Annotated in this window: 18 protein-coding genes; 12 read left to right on the plus strand and 6 right to left on the minus strand. The window is 42.9% G+C overall.

What is annotated here, in order from left to right:
* Positions 1-141: 141 nt before the first annotated feature.
* The 6 genes from B4K11_RS11025 (at position 142) to B4K11_RS11050 (ending at position 9,018) form a co-directional block, all read left to right on the plus strand.
* The gene (locus B4K11_RS11025) at positions 142-2,259 is read left to right on the plus strand and encodes a type VI secretion system tip protein VgrG (protein ID WP_292959378.1); all 2,118 of its coding nucleotides are present in this window, start codon (positions 142-144) and stop codon (positions 2,257-2,259) included.
* Positions 2,256-2,804: a DUF4123 domain-containing protein gene (locus B4K11_RS11030; protein ID WP_292949823.1), complete on the plus strand. Its 549-nt coding sequence runs from the start codon at positions 2,256-2,258 to the stop codon at positions 2,802-2,804. The genes B4K11_RS11025 and B4K11_RS11030 overlap by 4 nt, the downstream gene beginning before the upstream one ends.
* Positions 2,805-2,806: 2 nt before the next feature.
* A complete protein-coding gene (locus tag B4K11_RS11035) occupies positions 2,807-6,550 on the plus strand; it encodes a LysM peptidoglycan-binding domain-containing protein (protein WP_292949821.1) in 3,744 nt (1,247 codons plus the stop codon).
* The gene (locus B4K11_RS11040) at positions 6,547-7,527 is read left to right on the plus strand and encodes a tetratricopeptide repeat protein (protein WP_292949820.1); all 981 of its coding nucleotides are present in this window, start codon (positions 6,547-6,549) and stop codon (positions 7,525-7,527) included. The genes B4K11_RS11035 and B4K11_RS11040 overlap by 4 nt, the downstream gene beginning before the upstream one ends.
* 161 nt (positions 7,528-7,688) lie before the next feature.
* Positions 7,689-8,525 (plus strand): hypothetical protein, encoded by an 837-nt coding sequence (locus tag B4K11_RS11045; protein ID WP_292949819.1) that lies wholly within the window; start codon positions 7,689-7,691, stop codon positions 8,523-8,525.
* A gap of 130 nt (positions 8,526-8,655) precedes the next feature.
* Positions 8,656-9,018, plus strand: a complete 363-nt coding sequence (locus B4K11_RS11050) for an STAS/SEC14 domain-containing protein (RefSeq protein WP_292949818.1) — start codon at positions 8,656-8,658, stop codon at positions 9,016-9,018.
* Positions 9,019-9,089: 71 nt separating this feature from the next.
* Here the strand turns inward: B4K11_RS11050 and cspD are convergent, their stop codons facing one another.
* Positions 9,090-9,302 carry a cold shock domain-containing protein CspD gene (gene cspD / locus B4K11_RS11055; RefSeq protein WP_067869571.1) on the minus strand — a complete coding sequence of 71 codons (213 nt, stop codon included), beginning with the start codon at positions 9,300-9,302 and terminating at the stop codon, positions 9,090-9,092.
* Between the two features lie 247 nt (positions 9,303-9,549).
* Between cspD and clpS the strand changes: the two genes are divergently transcribed.
* Together clpS and clpA are read left to right on the plus strand one after the other, a co-directional pair.
* Positions 9,550-9,894, plus strand: a complete 345-nt coding sequence (clpS, locus tag B4K11_RS11060; protein ID WP_414689211.1) for an ATP-dependent Clp protease adapter ClpS — start codon at positions 9,550-9,552, stop codon at positions 9,892-9,894.
* A gap of 12 nt (positions 9,895-9,906) precedes the next feature.
* On the plus strand, positions 9,907-12,165 hold the full coding sequence (gene clpA / locus B4K11_RS11065; protein WP_292959379.1) for an ATP-dependent Clp protease ATP-binding subunit ClpA: 2,259 nt from the start codon (positions 9,907-9,909) through the stop codon (positions 12,163-12,165).
* 104 nt (positions 12,166-12,269) lie between these two features.
* Here clpA and infA read toward each other — a convergent pair whose 3' ends face one another.
* The 5 genes from infA to B4K11_RS11090 form a co-directional block, all read right to left on the minus strand.
* Positions 12,270-12,488 carry a translation initiation factor IF-1 gene (infA, locus tag B4K11_RS11070; protein WP_027853708.1) on the minus strand — a complete coding sequence of 73 codons (219 nt, stop codon included), beginning with the start codon at positions 12,486-12,488 and terminating at the stop codon, positions 12,270-12,272.
* A 138-nt stretch (positions 12,489-12,626) separates the two neighbouring features.
* The gene (locus tag B4K11_RS11075) at positions 12,627-13,343 is read right to left on the minus strand and encodes an arginyltransferase (RefSeq protein ID WP_292950480.1); all 717 of its coding nucleotides are present in this window, start codon (positions 13,341-13,343) and stop codon (positions 12,627-12,629) included.
* A 21-nt stretch (positions 13,344-13,364) separates the two neighbouring features.
* Positions 13,365-14,051: a leucyl/phenylalanyl-tRNA--protein transferase gene (gene aat / locus B4K11_RS11080; protein WP_292950479.1), complete on the minus strand. Its 687-nt coding sequence runs from the start codon at positions 14,049-14,051 to the stop codon at positions 13,365-13,367.
* A gap of 65 nt (positions 14,052-14,116) precedes the next feature.
* The gene (trxB, locus tag B4K11_RS11085) at positions 14,117-15,073 is read right to left on the minus strand and encodes a thioredoxin-disulfide reductase (RefSeq protein ID WP_292950478.1); all 957 of its coding nucleotides are present in this window, start codon (positions 15,071-15,073) and stop codon (positions 14,117-14,119) included.
* A gap of 64 nt (positions 15,074-15,137) precedes the next feature.
* Entirely contained in the window at positions 15,138-15,968 is an 831-nt protein-coding gene (locus B4K11_RS11090; RefSeq protein WP_292950477.1) for a CZB domain-containing protein, read from the minus strand.
* Between the two features lie 212 nt (positions 15,969-16,180).
* Between B4K11_RS11090 and B4K11_RS11095 the strand changes: the two genes are divergently transcribed.
* Genes B4K11_RS11095 through crcB form a run of 4 tightly spaced genes read left to right on the plus strand, consistent with a single transcriptional unit; the run spans position 16,181 to position 21,239 of the window.
* On the plus strand, positions 16,181-18,823 hold the full coding sequence (locus B4K11_RS11095; protein ID WP_292950476.1) for a DNA translocase FtsK: 2,643 nt from the start codon (positions 16,181-16,183) through the stop codon (positions 18,821-18,823).
* Between the two features lie 23 nt (positions 18,824-18,846).
* A complete protein-coding gene (gene lolA, locus B4K11_RS11100) occupies positions 18,847-19,500 on the plus strand; it encodes an outer membrane lipoprotein chaperone LolA (protein WP_292950475.1) in 654 nt (217 codons plus the stop codon).
* A 49-nt stretch (positions 19,501-19,549) separates the two neighbouring features.
* Complete coding sequence (locus B4K11_RS11105; RefSeq protein ID WP_292950482.1) at positions 19,550-20,848, plus strand: replication-associated recombination protein A; 1,299 nt, start codon at positions 19,550-19,552, stop codon at positions 20,846-20,848.
* 19 nt (positions 20,849-20,867) lie between these two features.
* Positions 20,868-21,239 carry a fluoride efflux transporter CrcB gene (crcB, locus tag B4K11_RS11110; RefSeq protein ID WP_292950474.1) on the plus strand — a complete coding sequence of 124 codons (372 nt, stop codon included), beginning with the start codon at positions 20,868-20,870 and terminating at the stop codon, positions 21,237-21,239.
* Positions 21,240-21,241 lie beyond the last annotated feature (2 nt).

Here is a 21,241-nt window from a genome sequence, read left to right on the forward strand (position 1 = left end):
ACTCATGGAAGGATTCAGCTCATTCAAGCCTTTATTCACCATCTAAAAAGTATATGGCACAATCCATGCTTACCTTTCTTGGAATGATAGGTTTGTTCACTGCATATAGCTGAGCAGTGTTTCGCATCAAAGGAATGATTCATGTTTTTAAAAGCGAACGAAGAACGCTTTCTTTTTAAAGTGCAGGACAGTGAGGTAGAGTTTTCGCTTGTAAAGCTCTCAGGCGTGGAGGAAGTCTCGACTGTTTTTGCAATAGAGATTGAGTTAGTCTCAAAGCAGCCAGATATAGAGCTCAGTTCTATTATAGGCAAGGCTGCTGTTGTTACTCTGCTCGATCAGACGTGTGATGAAAATGAACAGACACGTTATATACATGGTCTCATATCTCAAGCGCATATTGGCGAAGAGGGTGTGCGTCAAAGTAGTTATAAGATCATATTAGTTCCTAAAGTTTGGCTGTTGGGGCATCGTCAGAATAGCCGAATCTATCAATTCGCGACCACGCGACAAATCATCGACAGCCTACTTGTAGAGCATGAATATCAAGCGGATGAATATCGTTTCGATCTTACCCGTGTCTATGAGCCGCGTGATTACTGCGTCCAGTACCGTGAAACGGACCTTAACTTCATTGAGCGTTTATTAGAACAGGAAGGTATCCACTATTATTTTGAACATGTTGAGGATAAACATGTCATTGTTTTTAGTGATTCCTCCATGTCATCTCCGTACCTTAGTGGAGATAGTGAAATTCCATATTTTCATCACGCCCAAGGTGCAGTATCGGAGCAACATCTTTTCCGTTTTCAATACGCAGAAGCGATGCGGCCGGGTAAAGTTTCACTGCGTGACTTTAACTTCAAAAAGCCTAATTTAGACCTCACACAGGATGAACAGCACCCGCAGGACAGTGCATTGGAGATCTACGATTACCCCTCACAGTTTATGGATGCGGAACGTGGTGAGCATTTAACCCATGTACGATTAGAGGCCGCCAATCGTAAGCGTCAGGTTGTCATGGCAGAAAGTGATGTTAATCGTTGTTTACCGGGCTACAGTTTTGCCGTTTCTGATGTTGATCGAGATGCGCTTAATGGTGAGTATTTTGTTGCGCGAGTTGAGCATGATTGTGCGCAGCCTCAGGTTTTAGAAACGGGGGCAACAACAGAAGGCTCACGCTATACAAACAAGCTAAAACTGATCGCAATGGCCAACCCTTTTAGGCCCAAAATCTGTGCGGATAAAATCCCGTTTGTACAAGGTGCGCAAACAGCCACGGTGACCGGACCCGTGGGTGAAGAGATCTATACCGATGAGCATGGCAGGGTAAAAGTGCAGTTCCATTGGGATAGAGAGGGAGGCTTTAATGAACACTCCTCTTGCTGGGTGCGAGTTAGCCAAAATAGCGCAGGCGGCGCTTTCGGTAGTATGTTCTTGCCGCGCATAGGTGAAGAGGTCATCGTCGATTTTCTTGAAGGTAATCCAGACCGTCCTATCATAACGGGCAGGGTTTACCACGGGCATAATATGCCTCCTTATAGCTTGCCTGAGCACAAAACCAAATCCACCATCAAAACGATTTCTAGCAAAGGTGGTGACGGTTTTAACGAAATTCGTTTTGAAGATAAAAAGGGCGATGAAGAGCTCTTTTTACATGCCGAAAAAGATCTAGACCAGCGTACATTAGACACGCATAAACAATGGGTCGGCAATGAACACCATCAGCTAGTGGAACATAACGAGTATCGTGAGTTTTATAACGAAGAACACGCCTTAACTAAAGGCAACTATCACCGTGAAATACAACAAAACTACAATCACACCATCGCACCCAATCATCATACAAAGCTCGGTGATAGCGGATACCAGCATGCGGGTAGTAACAGTGATTGGAAAAGTGGCCAAAAAATTCTATTTGAAGCCGGCAGCGAGATCCTAATCAAAGCGGGTGGCAGCACCATAAAGATCAATCCCGCAGGCGTTAGTGTCAATGGTGCAGCGGTCAACCTAAATGGAGGCGGTGGAGGCGGTGGCGCAGCCTCAGCGTCCCCGGTCGCACCGCAACCGCCGTTAGAAGCGGATCTAGATCAAGCAGGCTTTGTGACCGAAGGTAAAGAGGCGGTAGAGCCTTGGATACCAGCCCCAGCATTAAAACGCATGGCTTTAATGGACCAACCTGCAATAGGGTTATGCATGAAAGATGGTGGTTCCATCGCAACTTGCCCAAGGTCTGACTGCCCATGTCGAGGCGCGGCATGATCCCAGAATACAGTGACACTTGGTATTGTCTAATCCTAGATCATAACCGTTTTCATGCAGACCCTTTAGCTGCCGTGTTCCAAAATGAGGAATGCCCAGAGTTGGTAAGATTGTTCGACGGCACAATACTCGAATCAGTCGCTGAAGAGGGGCCTTGGTGTGTGTTTTTTCAATCGGAATCGCCTTTTCTATACAACCATATTACTGAGCAGCAATGGGAGAGCGATGCTTACTGGAAGGCTGGCTCAAGCTTAGTGATTGGTTATCCCAAACAAAGCAAAGAAGAGATATTAGGCTGGGTTCAAAGCCGGACCGTTGCGCAATCACCTTTGGGTAATGCCATGGTGTTTAGGTTCTATTCACCGGCCTTACTGGACACTCTAACGCAGCAGTTCTCATCGACTGAAAAAACTAAATTACTAAACGGAATATCAGAGATTGTTTGGGCTAACGGTTCTCTTAAACAGCAGGTAGATATTACACCTAACGTATTTAAAAAAGCCTATCAGTTACCTGAACAGTTTTATAAAGGATTAATGGAATAATCATGGGTGGAAAATACGAAATCATAGCAGGGGATTGCCTTTCAAGAATCGCTAAAAGATTAGGAATCTCGGAGGCTGAGCTACAGGCAATGAATAGTGATCAGATAAAGAATGTAGATCTGATCTATGCGGGTAATTTACTGAATATACCTGATGATAGTTCTGAGAAAGCCGAATCTACCGATGTCCTGCCGAAAGAAGAAATAAAGCCTGCACCAGTAACTGAGCAGAGAATTCAGTTACCCCAACTACCTGATGCATTGGGAAATGTTTGTGAGCCGATGGAATATGTTGATGTAGTGTTCTATCCCTCTATGCCTAAAACCGGAAAGCAGGGCTGGTTTGCCATTACGCAAAAAGCAAAAGATAAGTTGGATGAAGAGATCGCTAACATGCGCTCTATCATGCAGGCTATGTTAGCAGGAGATGTTAACGATGCAATGATGGAGTTGAGTAAATATGGCATATTATCAAAATTCCAAAGTAGTGATCATGAACGGTTTATAGAAGAACAGGATGATAAGGATCGGTATCGTACGCTGTTGTTATTACAGTTAGCACTTAAGCTTGAAGTGCTGAGTGTCCCTGAAATATTGTTTGATCAAGCGATGAATGATGAAGAAGTTAGTACCGAGTTTCTTATGCGTTATGAATGGGCGTATAAAGAGCAAGAGTTATGGGAAGGCTGTAAGACATTATTGAACGTGACGGCAAAAGGAGTACTTAAAAAATCCCCCTTTGGCTTTTTGACAGAGGGGCCATCAAAAGATGACTTCAGGTTGAATTATCAAGAGGTTCGCAAAAGTGCAATCGAAGATGTAATGGAACAGCTTGCGGATGAGATTGAAAAACTTGAAAAGAAGGCGCGCAAAGAAGCTCAGAAAAAGATCTCTGATGATGGTACGCCATTTACCTACTCAGACAAAATGGGTTACTTCACCAGTAAACAGCAAGATACCATTCATAATGCTCTAGGTAATGTCCATAAAGCGCGGGGGATGTATGGTCTTGAACTTGAAGATATTTGTGATGATAAGCCTGAATCTATCCTGCGTAGGCTTGAGTTATGGCAGCAAGACAGCACTATCGCTTCTAGACTGACATCCTATGAATTTAGTGCGCGTTTTGCAGGTCGTTTTACGCCTATTTTTACACTTAATACTCATTTAATGGTGTTAATTGAGCAATGCTTAACGGATAAAGATCTACTGGGAAAGCAGCCTAAAACCTTCAAATATTATGATGACCTTGATGATGCGGCTGAGAAGAATCTTATCAATGAAGTGTTTCAATTTATACCTAACCTTCATTCAATCGATACAGTTTCAGAGCAGGCTCTACCTTGGGGTTACTACCCTTGTATCGCGTTACTACATAAGCTTGAATTGTCACTAAAAGCTAAAATGTCTGAACTTCAAAATCTATTGGGCGTAGGTAAATTGCCTAAAGAGGTATTGGGGGATTTAGTTCACTGTAAAAAAGCGTTGCTTGCTCGTGTAGAGTACTTCGAACAAAAAGCTAAAAAACAAGCTGCTGCAAAAAACTATCAGCGGTTGTTTTCCTCTGCTGACCGAGTTTACACCCCTATTTTTAAAGAGAAATCATGGAAGCCTGCAAAGAAAATTGGCAGTTTATATACAGATGCAGGTAAAGCTGACCTGTCCGTTGTAGAGTGTTATTTAAGCAGTGAAGAAGGTCGTACCGCATTTGTTCGCGGGCCAAGTTGGTTGATACCGGAAGATTCAAATGCATGGTTAGAATGTGGCGATCACTTTTTAGACCTTAAGCCGGGTTTAAAAGCAGTAGAGTCCAGTAAGCCTACAGCTAAGAAAAACCGTGTCGAAGATGGCGAGCCCATTCCAAAGCCCGAAGATGAGTCTGCCCCTATTGAAACTCAGCTCGAAAAACGTACCAAAGCCTATATTGCTAAGCTAAGTAAAGAATTTCCGCTAAAGATGAACCTTAAATCATCGCTAGTAGCATTTGATGAAGCCTTGATCAAAAAGGTTTATGAGTGGAAGACTGAAGGTCCTGATATTAACGAAACCGCTTATCATGTCAGTGCAGAATGCCAATTTATGCGCTTTTCGGCATCGGTAAGTGTAGGGGACGAGCTGGATGCTACAAAGCTGAACGACACTATCAAAAACAAAAGTGTAAAATTTGGTTTAGTTGAAGCCAAAGTAGATTTAAATCTAGCGCAAGGGCAATCTACGCTTACTGTTCAGTATCCAAGTGCGGCAGGCCATGCGTTTAAAATCCCTTACATTGCCTACGTACCTGCGGAACCGCTTAAAATTAAACAAGAAGCTTTTTATAAAGCCGCACGCAAAGAACAGCCGCAAGTGTTTCGTGGCGGTAATATCATGTTGCAAGGAACGTTTACCGTCTACGGAATGGTGGGAGCCTCTATAAATTTAGGCGCGAGCGTAGAATTTGGTAACCTTGATCAAGGCGGTGTGGGAGTTAAAGGTTTTACACAGAGTTATCAAGGCTACAATGCCCATCGTAAAGACATGGCCGAAGTTAAAAATGCCGATGGCAATCTACTAGCGCCTAGTAAAGCTGCAGATATTACAGCAACCGCAGGTGTGTTTGCGGGAGTAGAAGCAGGTGGTGAATTTGTAGGAAGCCTTAATTGGCGAGAACCAACATCAGAGCACTTTGTTGAATTTGGTAAGTTCACCGCTAAAGCGGCAGCCGCTTTTGCAGCATCGGCCAATGGTGTTATTAAACTCACGGTGAGCGGTGGAAAAATCATTTTTATTATGGCTGCTAAATTAGCGCTAGGTCCAGGTGTAGGGGGTAAAGTAGGCTTTGAAATATCCCCTTTAGCTATTAATGGTTTTATCGATCATATCCTCACCATTATGAATCAAGAAGGTTTTCGCCGTATCAACCTGTTTGATGAAGGGGCTGATCCTGAAAGCGGCGAAAGCTCCTTCGAACTGTTTAATATGTTTTTGACTGCTGTTATGGTCACCGGTTTAAAAGCGGCTGATGTGCTGTTGCTTCCATTTGAGCAAATTAAAGCTTTTAATGATGAGAGTACGCGCGAAAAACTAGCGCCTGTACTTGCTGATTTTATAAATGAGAAGGCAGAAGCAGCTATCCCTTGGGTTAAGAAAATGCCACCGGAAACATTGGGGAGGTTGTTGTATACGCTGACGGATAAGCAGACGTATAGTCTGGGTGAACGTGCTAGTGATCTGGTTAATATGAGCGGAAATCCAAGCTTAGTTCTTGATTATGGTCGGAATGTTCGACAGCGCAATGCCTTTGAACGGGTGCTGGTATGGTTAGTGGATGGCCGTATCAAAGGTTATGATATTGCTTATCCCTCAGAACTGTCTGACCAGCAGAGACGTCACTTTGAGGAAACTTTATCGCGTATGAGCAGTAAGGGTGAGAAGCCGGATAGCTACAAGGCTGAATGGCAGACGTTTTTAAGCAATCTACGTCGAATGATTTATTTGTATGGCTCGGCAACTTGGGCGGATGCTGATACTGACATGAAAAAATCCGATAGAACCAATAAGATTATTAGCTTTAGAGGGTTGTTAAATGTGCTAGCCAGTGACTATCAATTTTATGTTGAGAATGGCTATCTAAGTAATTCTTACGCTGCAATCTATATTGGGGACTGTAAGAATGACCCTGTAGAACAAGGTGCCCGAAAACATGCAGCCAATATTAATCAGAACTACATAACGATCTCACTTATGGATATAGAAGGGTTAGCATGATGTTTTTTCTACGTTTAGTGGTTACAACCGCGTTATTGTCTTCATCTCTGGTAAATGCAACTGGCTATGTTGATAAAGGCCATTATCTTTATCCAATCATGATTGATATTCGCTATAAAAAATATGATGAAGCAATGGCAAAGTTAGAGCCTTATGTACTTAAGGGTGATGATAAAGCTCTGTTTTGGTATGGCTATATGAAGCAGCAAAACTTTGGTCGTGATCGTTATGGGGCTTACAAGTGGTTTCAACAGGCAGGGGAATTGGGTAACCCCTATGCACTATTTAAATTATCGGGAGCTGATTCTACGGGAGAGGTTTGCGAAGTTAATGGTTGGGAATGCAGTGATGATAACTTGGATAAAGCTGTTTCTCTATGGAAAGAGCTATCTGAAGAAGGGGATGCAAAAGCTGAATTCTTTTCTCGTATTCATGATCGTTCTTACTTAGAAAGGTTCTATGATAAATTTTCAGGCAAGGGTGTTGAGTACTTTCTAGAGGCCGCTAGAAAAGGATATGTTAGGCCTTTAGCTAGCTCCATGATTGGCCTTCATACTACAGGGCAAACCTATCAAGAGTATTGGGGGGAAGAAATGTATCAAGCTTTACTCGATAACATCGATAAGGATCCTCAAATAGCGATGCATTTTGTTCATAATCCATATGAAGGTATGACAAAAGACGAGCGTAGAAGGCTTTATATTGATAGCCTTAAGAAAGGTTATGGCGGAAGGCGCTATGATTGGGCGATTAGAGATGATTTGATATCTGCCGAAGAAGCTTATGTTTTCAATAGGGCTAAGCATATTGGTACGGGTGAAGATTTTGATGAAGATTTCTATGTTGTAAAATTTAAAATCGAAGAAAAAAAAATATCTGGGCTAAATAAAAAATCAGAAGATTTTTTCGACAGTATTGATCATGTAATTAATTTCGACGAAATGGATTTTATGTTTATGTTCAAGCCAGATGTTTAATCTGGTTTAGTTCCTCCCCTCAATATGTAGAATAATCTGCATTACTTCTCAGGTTAATTCTATCATGCTGATTAGACTGCTTCCTAGTAAGCTTGTTTTACATTTAACTGCTTCATGAGGCTCTAACTGGGCCTCATCTTGTTCTACTAAAAGGATTTAGTATGCGCTTCGATATAGATTTCCTTAATGATGCTTCCCCTGATAGTGCACTAAGTGGTGCATATATAGGTTTTTTTACCTGCTTTTTAGGTCTGGTATTTGGCCTGGCGGCTTTGTCTTCTGATGATCCATTTGGAGGGCTTATAGGAGGGGCTTTGATTGTTTGGATTGGAACACGACTAATAATTAGGGCAAGAAAAAGTAACGTTGGATCATTCACGGAGGCATCTATAGACGGAATTATAGATATTTCCAAGCGGCAATCTACGACGTTTATTGTCCTTGGTTTCATTGTAATGTTTGTATTTGGGCTAGCGCCTATTCTGATAGAGTTTAACGTTAGAACTGATGATAACTTTCACTACTTTTTTTGGCTTTTTTCAGTCATTGGTTTTTTCTTCTTTAACTACGGTCGTGGGAAAATTCGAGACTATAACGAGTTCGGACCTTTACTTCTGTTGTTGGATGAAGGGCGAGGTGTTATTGGTGGTGATATAGCAGGTCGGTTCAATATAAAAGGGATTCCTACGGCTAAAAAAGTGGATTTACACTTAATCTGTAAGGAGCTTTATAAAACACGTGTTAATGATGAAATTAAGCTGCGTGAAATCATAAGACTTAAGCAAGAGATTGAGCCGCTAATTGATAGTAATTTAAGTGGTCAATCAGATATTGAATTTGAAACTATTATTCCTGAAAATTATTTGCCAAGTTTTGCTAATGGCTCATCAGGAAAAATTCATTGGTATATTGAGTTAGCCGGAGAGTTTACGGCGCTGTCAGGCCGTACTGTTGTTGTCGACCGGCGCTGGAGAGTACCCATTTCAGCTTCGGAGTAGGGAGTGAGGTAACGGGGGCTGTAAGCACGGTACTAAAAGAGCCCTATACTGTGTGATGAGCCAAATTTATTCCCAATTTTGTATCTAAATTTATCATAGGTACTTTAATGAGCTATGAAAGGAGACTCTTATGCTTAAGATGCTGGATATAGGGGTTGATAATGCAGTAGCATTTGAGATCTCGGGAGTGATTACTGAAGCTGATATGTCCCTAGTATTGGATTCAGCTAAAGAAAGATCGGATCGCTTTGGTCAAATAGTTTTTTTTGAAAAGGTAGATTCTTTGGGAGGTGTTGAATTCTCAGCGGTTGTTCAAAAATTTAAATATCTTTATAACGTAGGCATTTCTAATATTGATAAAATCGCCATTGTTACAGATAAGGCATGGATGAAGACGGTGGTTGAGTTTGAGGACAAAATCTTTACGGGTATTGATATGCGTTTCTTTCTAGCAGGGGATGAAGACGAGGCTATTGCGTTCCTTAATCAATAACAAGGATAATAAAAAACCAGCATTAAGCTGGTTTAATATCGAGATGTAAGATGGAAACCATCTAGTCTTTATTATTGTGTTTCGAGCGGTTTTATTTGTACTGCATGTGTTCCCTTAGGGCCAGGCTGTGTATCAAATTCGACTTTTTGGCCAGCCTTCAGGCTTTTATAGCCATCTACTTCAATAGCAGAATAATGGGCAAAGAGATCCTCATTATGTTCGTCGGATAAAATAAATCCGTACCCCTTCGAATTGTTGAACCACTTTACTTTCCCTGTCTGCATAACTAACTCCCATATCCAAGACGTCTTTTGGATTGTTAACCTGAACGTACGACCTTTAACTGCTAGAATAGCTATTAAAGAGTGCTTTCTTATAGTTGCAGGTACAACTGAGGTTATTACCTAACCCTGCTATTATGGATTATAGCACCCCCTTAGGAAGGTGTGACAGGTGTACAATCACTGTTCAGTAGTTAATTGTAGTGGAAAATTAGAAGATTTATTGATGTGTATGAAAATTGAACGAAAAATGCCACGAATGTCTAATGAAGATCATGATCACGATTTTGAGCATGGTGATGATCATGGGCTCGTTACAGAAGAAGCGAAGCCGCAGGTTAAGAAACCATCAATGTATAGGGTGGTATTAATGAATGATGATTATACGCCGATGGACTTTGTTGTTGCTGTGTTAATAATGTTTTTTAATATGGATGAAGAAAAAGCAACACAAGTGATGTTATCGGTCCATACTCAAGGTAAAGGTGTTTGTGGAATCTTTACAAGAGATATAGCAGACACAAAAGCAGCTATAGTTAATCAATATGCGAGAGACAATAGCCATCCATTACTTTGTGAAGTCGAGAAAGTCTGAAGAGGAACCGTTATGTTAAACCGAGAACTCGAAGACACGCTCAGTGCAGCTTTCCAGGCAGCAAAAGAGAAACGACATGAATTTATTACTGTCGAACATCTTTTATTAGCGTTGTTGGAAAACCATGAGGCACACCAAGTACTCGCTGCTTGTGGTGCTAATTTTGATGGCATACGAAAAAATTTATCGGATTTTATAGAGGAGACCACCCCTTTATTATCTGAGACCTTACCGGATCTAGATACTCAGCCTACTTTGGGCTTTCAACGTGTCTTACAACGAGCCGTTTTCCATGTTCAGTCTTCAGGAAAAAACGAAGTAACTGGCGCGAATGTACTTGTGGCAATTTTTAGTGAGCAAGAAAGCCAAGCAGTATACATTTTGCAGCAGCATGGCATTGAGCGTATTGATACGGTTAACTATATCTCTCATGGCATTTCTAAAATGTCAGAGCATGATCATGAGCATTCGGATTCATCTGTTGAGGGTGGTGCTGAAGAATCCAAAGATGACAGCCCATTAGCTAAATATGCGGTGAATTTGAACGCAGAGGCCGAGAAAGGGCTGATTGATCCTCTTGTTGGCCGTGACTCGGAAGTAGAGCGTGTCGTTCAGATCTTATCGCGTCGTCGTAAGAACAATCCTTTGCTCGTGGGTGAAGCAGGAGTTGGTAAAACTGCCATTGCAGAAGGTCTTGCAAAACTCATTATTGAAAGCAAAGTGCCTGATGTTATTCAAGATTCTATTGTATATGCCTTGGATCTTGGTGCGTTATTGGCAGGGACTAAATATCGCGGTGATTTTGAGAAACGTCTTAAAGGTTTACTTAATGAAATAAAAGAGCAGCCGGAAGCGATTCTCTTCATTGACGAAATCCATACGATCATAGGTGCGGGTGCCGCGTCTGGTGGTTCGATGGATGCTTCTAATCTGTTAAAACCATTACTGAGTTCTGGACAGATTCGCTGTATTGGTTCTACAACGTTCCAAGAGTTTCGTGGCATCTTTGAAAAAGACCGTGCTTTAGCGCGTCGTTTCCAAAAAGTAGATGTTCTAGAGCCGAGTATTGATGACACTTATGCCATTCTTCGCGGGCTTAAACAACGTTTCGAAGATCATCATGAGCTGACGTACGCGGATGCTGCTTTAAAAGCGGCTGCAGAACTGGCGGGTCGTTATATTAATGACAAGCATATGCCTGATAAAGCCATCGACGTGATTGATGAGGCCGGTGCTTATCAGCGATTACTACCGCAAGAACTGCGTAAAGCAGAGATTGGTGTAGAAGATGTTGAAGCCATTGTCGCCAAAATAGCGCGAATCCCTCCGAAGAGTGTTTCTGCTTCTGATAAAACTCAGTTAGCTAAGCTGGATAGCAACCTGAAAATGGTTGTGCTGGGTCAGGACGAAGCGATCGATACTTTATCCTCTGCTATCAAGTTGTCACGGGCAGGCCTTAAAGAGCCTGACAAGCCAGTAGGCTGCTTCCTTTTCGCAGGGCCTACAGGTGTCGGTAAAACTGAGGTAACTCAACAGCTAGCCCGTGTCATGGGTATTGAGCTGGTTCGCTTCGATATGTCAGAGTATATGGAGCGTCATACGGTATCTCGTTTGATCGGTGCGCCTCCGGGTTATGTAGGTTATGACCAGGGCGGATTGCTTACCGAGGCGATTACCAAGGCACCCCATTGTGTGTTATTGCTTGATGAGATCGAAAAAGCGCACCCTGAAGTCTTTAACTTGCTGTTGCAAGTAATGGATAACGGTACATTAACAGACAACAACGGGCGTAAAGCTGATTTCCGTAATGTAATCATGGTGATGACAACCAATGCCGGTGCACAAGATATGAGCCGTGCATCGATTGGTTTCACTAAGCAGAACCATGCATCTGATGGTATGTCGGCGATTAAGAAGATGTTTACCCCGGAATTCCGTAACCGTCTTGATGGCATTATTCAGTTTAAACCGCTTACCACAGGCATTATTAAAGGCGTGGTTGATAAATTCTTTGCTGAGCTTCAGGTTCAACTTGAAGACAAGCGGGTTGTGCTTCATTTAGATGATGATGCGCGTACTTGGTTTGCAGAGAAAGGCTATGATGAGCAGATGGGTGCTCGTCCAATGAAGCGTCTAATTCAAGAGAAGCTTAAAAAGCCTTTAGCCGAAATGATTCTATTTGGCGAGTTAGCTGAAGAGGGTGGTGAGGTTATTGTCGGCGTTGATGCGGATGGTGAGATCAGTGTTGAAGCGAGTAGCTGTGTCAGCTAGTTGATTATCATGCTGAAATAAAAAAAGGCAGCCAATGGCTGCCTTTTTTACGTTTGTCTGACCGTTAAAGTAATAGCTATAACGATAGACAAGAGAGCAATGAATTAACGTGCGCGATACACAATACGTCCTTTGCTTAGGTCGTACGGCGTTAATTCTACTTTAACTTTATCGCCAGTCAGGATACGGATGTAGTTTTTACGCATCTTACCTGAGATGTGTGCAGTTACAACGTGACCGTTTTCAAGCTCAACACGGAACATAGTGTTCGGGAGCGTGTCAACCACGGTGCCTTCCATTTCAATGCTATCTTCTTTAGCCATCAATTCTTTACCTTGTTGATAGAGGCTCCAGAAATCTGGACCTGATAATTGCGCGGTATTGTGCCTGAAATTCTCTTTTAGATCAAAGGTAAATCAACAATGAAGAGTGTATTAGTGAAATTGCGCATTAAAAAGGCATTATTTCTGCTGAACTAGGGTCCAGTGTCCATCAATTAGCAGCTCGAAGGGCTGAAAAGAGATTTTATAATTCATTTTGCGACACTCTTTTACCCAGTAACCTAGATACAGGTAATTAAGGTTTTTTCTCTGGCAATAATCTAACTGCCACAAGATACAAAAGGTACCTAAACTGCGTTTGGGTAGGTCAGGATCAAAAAATGTATAGATTGCTGATAAGCCTTGCTCTAATAAATCGACAACGCTAACCGCCACAAGTTTGTTATCGGTGTCTCTAAATTCAAAGAACTGAGTATGCTCATCGCCCTCAATTAAGAAAGAGTTGAATTGCTCAAGACTTGGCGGATACATATCACCATCTTTGTGGCGCTCATTAATATAGCGTGTGTAGAGAGCATAATACTCTTCAGAGAAAGATGCCTTGGAGATGGTGACGGTAAGATCTTTATTCTTTGAAATGATCCGCTTCTGGCTTTTGCGTAAACTAAATACAGCGAGTGGAATCCTTACGGAGATGCAAGCTTGGCAGCCTTCGCAGTGAGGACGATAGACGTGTTTCCCGCTACGCCTAAATCCAAGATCTGAAAGTTGGCTGTAAGAGGATTGATCGAGTTCGACTTGAGGATCAACAAAGAGCGTTTTTGCTATTTTGTTTTCAAGGTAACTGCAATCATGCTCAGGGGTAGCGTAAAAATTGATCGTCCTGAGGTTTGTCACATATTACTCCATCGGCTCATGTTAACTATCAAATTCCCATTTAGTTTGCGAATGACTGTCAATGTATTGATCAAGGTATCGCTGGAACTCATCCCTGGAAATCTCTTGCGCACCCAATGAAAACAGGTGATCGTTACTTACTTGGCAATCAATTAAAGCATAGCCCCACTTTTGTAACTGTTCGACCATTTTTATAAAAGCAATTTTCGAACAATCTTTCACTTTGCTGAACATAGATTCACCAAAGAATAGTTTGCCCATCGATAGGCCGTATAGCCCACCTACTAATTCACCCTCGATATAAACTTCTACCGAATGCGCTAGACCCTGCTGATGTAGTTTTTCATAAGCTGCTTTCATCTCGTTCGTTATCCACGTTCCGTCTTCACCTTTACGTGGGGCAGAGCAGGCATCGATGACTGCTGAGAAGTTGCGATTGAACGTAACATGGTAGTCATCTTTCTTAAGGCGCTTACGCATGCTTTTAGAGATGTGAAGCTGGTCTGGAACTAATACGCAGCGTGGATCGGGGCTCCACCATAGGATAGGCTCTCCAGGGCTATACCAAGGAAAGATACCTGCACGATATGCACTCACTAATCGTTGATGACTTAATGTTCCACCGGCAGCAAGTAAACCGTTAGGTTCATCAATAGCTTGATCGATAGGAGGAAAGGGGGCTGTTTCGTCTTGTAACCAAGGAATCATAGTTATTTGCTCATAGCGGAGTTAAAGCTGATGCTGTAACTCCGCTGATAAAGCGACACTAACCGTTACTTGACGAGATCATCAAGGTAGCGCTCAGCATCAAGTGCAGCCATACAACCAAAACCTGCAGAAGTGATTGCTTGACGGTAGATATGATCACTCACATCGCCCGCAGCGAATACACCTTCAACACTGGTTTGTGTTGCATTGCCTTCAAGACCCGAATGAATTTTCACATAGCCATCTTTCATCTCAAGCTGGCCTTCAAAAATATCGGTATTTGGCTTGTGGCCGATTGCGATGAACACGCCAGCAACGTCTAGCTGCTTCTCTTCACCGTTTTCAGTGCCTTTGATGCGCAGGCCTGTAACACCAGTATCATCGCCTAGAACTTCTTCTAAAGTGTGGTTCCAGATAATATTGATATTGCCATTTTTAGCGCGCTCTAGGATCTTATCTTGTAAGATTTTTTCAGAACGTAAGCTATCCCGACGGTGAATCAGTGTTACTTCTTCAGCGATGTTGGAAAGATATAGAGCTTCCTCAACCGCTGTATTACCACCACCAACAACCGCAACTTTTTGGCCGCGATAGAAGAAACCATCACAGGTTGCACAGGCTGAAACGCCACGGCCTGCAAATGCCTCTTCAGATGGAAGGCCTAGATATTGCGCAGATGCACCCGTACAGATAATAAGTGCATCACACGTATACTCACCCATGTCGCCTTTTAGACGGAAAGGACGGTTTTGAAGATCAGTTTCATTGATGTGATCAAAAAGGATCTCAGTATCAAAGCGTTCAGCGTGCTGCTGCATGCGTTGCATTAGTTCTGGACCTTGAACGCCGTCTACATCGCCAGGCCAGTTATCAACATCAGTTGTCGTTGTAAGTTGGCCGCCCTGCTGCATACCTGTAATAACAACAGGTTTTAGGTTTGCACGCGCAGCGTAAACAGCCGCAGTGTATCCTGCAGGGCCGCTTCCAAGAATGATTAGGTTGTGGTGTTGTACGTCGCTCATGGTAATAAGAATAAGATCCGTTAGTGAAATTGATTATAAGAAAGTGGGGGTTCTGACTGTGAATTCAACCCGCAATACTAAATTTAGAATTTACTTGATCGTAAAGCTTATCAAGCGATAACAGCATAAAGCTATTACCGGAAGGGTCACGAACATAGCCTTTAATAGGCTCGTTCTGATTAACAGACTGCATATCATCCAGTGATAAGGAGGAATACTCAGCAATATCTCCCATTGTATCCAGCACAAGCGAGAACCAAGGGGTTCTTCCATCTTTTGTTAGATGAATAACGATAGGATGAATACTATTGTTTAAGTAATCATTTATATAATCGAGCACGCGAAGTAATTTTTTAAGCGTTGTTTGTTTCTCTATGCGTAACTCTTCGATCGCTTGGGCTTGATCTCCCGCTGCGGCCATATCTAACAGTTTGTCTGCTAATGAATGAATATGTTTATGAGGGTCTTCGATTTTATTAAGCAACGCTCGTAAACCGTCGTCATCCGTTTCAAAGGCATAAAACCATTGACCAAATGTACAAAGGCGAGGATCACGCGGTTTAGTAAAAGGTTCACTCGAAGTAATTGAATGTTCTAAAGCGCCCACCCAGTCGATATGTGCTTGCTGATAGGTTTTGATATCACCTACTAGTTTGATTACAGATTCACGTTCTCTTGTTTGAGACAGTGCTGTAGCGCATTCAAATACTTGAACAAGCGTGTTACGAAAATCTAGGTAGCCAATAAAGCCTTCAGCGTCATTAGTTGAATACTTGATGTCACCGAAGCTATCTGAAAACGATAAAATATGACTAACATCGATACCAAAAGAACTTTGATCGATAGTAAACGTGAGAGCACGTTGAGTATCTGTATTAGTATTATTCAGTGACATGAAAAAAATCCCTAATCTGATCGTAATTCATTGTGCTACTTGAAGAAAAAGATGAACTAAGCAGCATTTAGCGGCTGAGATCTTCGTAAATGGACACAATAGTAACTTAGCTAACTATGAATCATAAACATCATCTCATCAACCGTTAGTCATCCATTAAATTATGTTATTGTTAGCGCATATTTTTTTATATTGATTATGGAGCTTTACCCTTGAGCGCGACCGATAACGGACAACGTTTAAGTTTTACCGCCTTGCTTGCAAGAATTAGCCGTGAATCTAGCCTTATTATTGTAGTAGCCATTAGTGCTTTTTTATTTATTTCGTTACTTGGATTTGACCCCAGAGATTCGGGTTGGTCTCACTTAGGCTATCAGCCTGAGGTAAGAAATTTCACCGGGCCTGCAGGGGCTTGGTTGGCAGACTTTTTTCTATCGGGCTTTGGTTTAAGTGCTTTCTTTATTCCATTTCTCCTTGTTTATCCGTGTGTACGTTTCTTTTTCCGGAAAGAGCAAACGGTTATGGATACGATTCCTTTCTTTATTGTGAGAGCGGTAGGCAGTTTGGTGCTTTTAGTCGCGTTTAGTGCACTCTGTTCTACACATATTTCAAATGCGGGTTTTGAATTTCCTTTTAGTTCAGGTGGTGTATTAGGGGAAGCGTTCTCGGACTGGTCTGTTGAATGGTTAAGCATTGTTGGTAGTTCTGTTATCTTTTTTACACTGTTTGTCTTTGGCGTCACTCTTTTATTAGAGATGGGCTGGGGTGCCGTTTTAGAATCAATAGGTGGAACGCTGGCAAAGCGTACACAGTCTGCTCTGCCGAGTGAAAGGCAAGTTGATCCGTTGAATTTATCTGAAGAGCAACTGCAGAAAGCAGAAGCTTCCTTCAGAAAAGATCTATATCAAGACCGTTTAGCTGAAGAAAAACAGCCGCCGATTGTGACTGAACGTATTGATGTTACCGAGCCTGTAGCACCAAGTTTCCAAAACAATATAGCTGACCCAATCGATCCTCCTGTTGATGAGATCCCTATTGTACGTCCTGCAACGGTCAAACCTCAGGACGCGGATATCAGCTTTACTGAAAATACTGAACGTAGCTTTCTTTCACCCGAATCAGAGGCATCACTTGAAGCGGAGAGAACTGATAAGGCGAGCACGAAGGAAAGTGAACCGCCATTCGAGTTGGATGCCGAAGAGATTGTCACTAAAGATATACCACTTGGGACAGTTTCACCTGGCCCACTAGCTAAACCGCAAGTCAAAGTTGTACCTCTGTCTGAAACCCATAAGCCGATGCAAGATACAGAGCTTGGGCTAGAAGATGGCGCAGCAGAAAAACGCAAGGTGAAGCGCCAGTTACCGCCACTTGATCTACTTGACCCTCCAGAACTTAACACCGATACCGGCTACTCATTAGAAGAACTAGAGCATATGTCTCGCCTCGTTGAGACTAAGCTGAAAGACTTTGGGGTGAAAGTTGAAGTTGTAGAGGTAAATCCAGGGCCGGTTATTACTCGTTTTGAAATACAGCCTGCACCCGGTGTTAAAGCCAGTAAAATCACGAATTTGGCTAAAGACCTTGCTCGCTCAATGGCGGTTAGTAGTGTACGTGTGGTGGAGGTTATCGCAGGTAAATCTGTGATGGGTATTGAGATCCCGAACGAATCAAGGCTTACCGTACACTTAAGTGAAGTGTTGAGCTCTAAACCTTATCTATCTGCTTCTTCAAAGGTCACTATCGGTTTAGGAAATGATATTGCCGGTAACCCTGTTGTAGCCAATCTAGGTAAAATGCCGCACTTATTGGTAGCGGGTACGACTGGTTCAGGTAAGTCAGTGGGCGTAAATGCCATGATCTTATCGTTACTCTTTAAAGCGACACCTGATGAGGTTCGCCTTATCATGGTTGACCCAAAGATGTTGGAGCTTTCAATCTATGAAGGTATTCCTCATCTATTAACACCCGTTATTACCGACATGAAAGATGCGGCTTCTGGTCTGCGTTGGTGTGTAGGTGAGATGGAACGCCGTTATCGTTTAATGGCGAAAATGGGTGTGCGTAACCTAGCTGGTTTTAATGACAAGATAGAGGAAGCGCGCAAGCAAGGTAAACCTATTTTAGATCCACTTTGGAACGCAGAAGAGAACGGCGAGCCATTTGGAACGCCAGCACCAGAATTAGAGCCACTACCTTATATTGTGGTTGTGATTGATGAGTTTGCCGACATGATGATGATTGTCGGTAAAAAAGTTGAAGAGCTGATTGCACGTATTGCACAGAAAGCTCGTGCTGCCGGTATCCACTTAATTCTAGCGACGCAGCGCCCATCTGTTGATGTCATCACAGGTTTGATCAAAGCAAACATTCCGACACGTATAGCGTTCCAGGTATCTTCACGTATTGATTCACGTACCATCTTGGATCAGTCCGGTGCAGAGCATCTATTGGGTTGGGGTGACATGTTGTATTTGCCGGCAGGTACAAGTTTACCTAACCGTGTTCATGGCGCATTTGTAAGTGATGATGAAGTACACCGTGTGGTTGAGGCATGGAAAAAGTTAGGTCAACCTGACTATATTACTGAAATTACGCAAGGTGATAGCGGTTTAGACGGCGGCGGTTCAGCTTCAATGTTCGATGATGAACAAGACCCCCTCTACGACGAGGCGGTGGCATTTGTATTGGAGACCCGTAAAGCCTCTATTTCCAGTGTGCAGCGACGGTTAAAAATTGGTTATAACCGTGCGGCACGTATGGTGGAATCGATGGAAGCAGCTGGTGTAGTAAGCACAGCGGGTAGTAATGGTCAGCGTGAAGTGCTGGCACCTTCACCTAACGGTGAAATGTAAATTACCAAACAAGGTTACTGTTTATGCGTTTTACATCATTAACAAAGAAGTTTTTAGTTTCATCAGCATTGAGTACAGGTTTATTGTTATCATCTTGGGCATCTGCAATGCCCGGTTCTGAAAAGCTAGGTGAGTTATTACAAGGTTATGGCAGCTTCTCCGCTAACTTCCAACAAGTAACGTTGGCGGACAATGGACGGCAGGCACAAAAGACTGAAGGTAGTCTGTTACTGGCTAAACCTAATCTATTTAGATGGGAAACTTTACAGCCGTTTCCTCAAGAAATTGTCTCTGACGGGCAGTTTATTTGGATCTATGATCCAGATTTAGAACAAGTCACTCAGCGTTCAGCAGATACACAACAGGGGAGCGCCCCAGCGTTGATTCTGAACGGCCAGATCGCGCAGTTACAAAAGACCTATAGTATTAGGCTGGTGGAAGACACCGGTTCTGAGCAGCTATTTGATCTTAAGCCGCTGACAGAACAGCACAATTTTAGTCGTATTCGTTTGGCTTTTTCCGGTGAGGTGATCTCTGAACTGATGCTTGAAGACTCGTTAGGTCAAAAAACGTCGGTTGTTTTTTCAGATCAGCAATTAAATCCGGAAATAAAACCAGAAAGTTTCTTTTTTCGTATCCCGAAAGACACTGATGTCATTATAGATATAGAGGAATAGTGTGGACCTGTTTTCCCAAGCACCCGCTTATGAGCCCTTAGCCGCAAAAATGCGGCCGCAAACTCTTGCTGAGTATTACGGTCAAGCTCACCTTTTAGGCCAAGGTAAGCCTCTAAGAACGGCTTTAGAGCAAGGTTCAGCCCACTCAATGATCTTTTGGGGGCCGCCAGGGGTAGGGAAAACAACCTTAGCTAAATTGATTGCGCATCATGTTGATGCGCATTTTATTACCCTGTCTGCTGTGTTATCTGGGGTCAAAGATATTCGTATTGCCGTTGAGCAGGCTAAACAGCACGCCGCACAAACAGGCAGAAAGACGATCTTGTTTGTGGATGAGGTTCATCGCTTTAATAAATCCCAACAAGACGCGTTTTTACCCTATATCGAAGATGGCACCATCATTTTTGTCGGCGCCACTACTGAAAATCCTTCCTTTGAACTCAATAACGCTTTGCTATCACGGGCGCGTGTCTACTTGCTTAGATCGCTTGATGAGAGTGATATCCTTGAAGTGATCCATCGTGGTCTGAATGACAAAGAGAAAGGTTTAGGTAATCGATCACTGGTCATATCCGAGGATATGATCAATCGGCTTGCGCAAGCGGCAGACGGTGATGCCCGACGTTCATTAAACCTACTTGAGATCGCGGCTGATCTTGCTGAGAAGCAAGATGATGGCACCGAGATCATTAATCAGCAGGTTTTAGAAGAAGTCCTGCGTTCAAACGGTCGTCGCTATGATAAGCAGGGTGATCTGTTCTATGACATGATCTCAGCGTTTCATAAGTCCGTTAGGGGCTCTTCACCGGATGGGGCGCTCTATTGGTACTGCCGGATGCTGGATGGCGGTTGTGACCCTTTATACATTGCACGTCGGCTGGTGGCCGTTGCTTCAGAAGATATAGGTAATGCAGACCCCAGAGCGATGCAAGTGGCATTATCTGCTTGGGATGCGTTTGAACGTGTTGGCCCTGCCGAAGGTGAACGTGCAATCGCGCAGGCTGCTATCTATTGCGCATCTGCACCAAAGAGCAATGCGGTTTACCAAGCTTTTAATCAGTGTTTAGCCGATGTAAAAGCTAATCCAAGTTTTGATGTGCCTGTTCATCTTAGAAATGCTCCAACAGATCTTATGAAAGAGATGGGGTATGGGGATGAATACCGTTATGCTCACAATGAGCCGGATGCTTATGCCGCGGGGGAAAATTACCTACCGCCAGAAATTGCAGAGCAACAATGGTACTATCCAGAACCAAGAGGTTTAGAACTTAAAATAGGCGAGAAGCTACGTCATCTGAAAAATCAGGATCAACAAAGCCCGCAGCAACGTTATTCTGATAATGATTAAAAAGAAGGGGAGATAATCGGTGCAACATATTATCGCAATTGCTATCGGCGGAGCGGTTGGCGCACTTGGGCGCTATTGGATCGGTGGATTGCTCAATAATGCAGAGCATAAGATCCCTTATGGCACATTAACCTGTAATGTTGTTGGCTCTTTCCTTATGGGAGTCTGTTTTGTGCTGATCCTAGAGAAATCTAAACTAAGCCCAGAGCTCAGACCGCTTTTAATGGTGGGTTTTATGGGTGCATTTACAACTTTTTCCACTTTTTCTCTGGAAACTGTCGCAATGCTGCAGGAAGGGCATGTTATGTCTGCTGCGATTTATATATTATTAAGCGTTCTGTTATGTCTGGTTGCCCTTTATGGCGGCCTGTTATTAACACGCTTGTTTTAATC

Origin of the sequence: Neptuniibacter sp. UBA6509 (assembly GCA_002435145.1) — a bacterium.
Classification (GTDB): Bacteria; Pseudomonadota; Gammaproteobacteria; order Pseudomonadales; family Balneatricaceae; genus Neptuniibacter.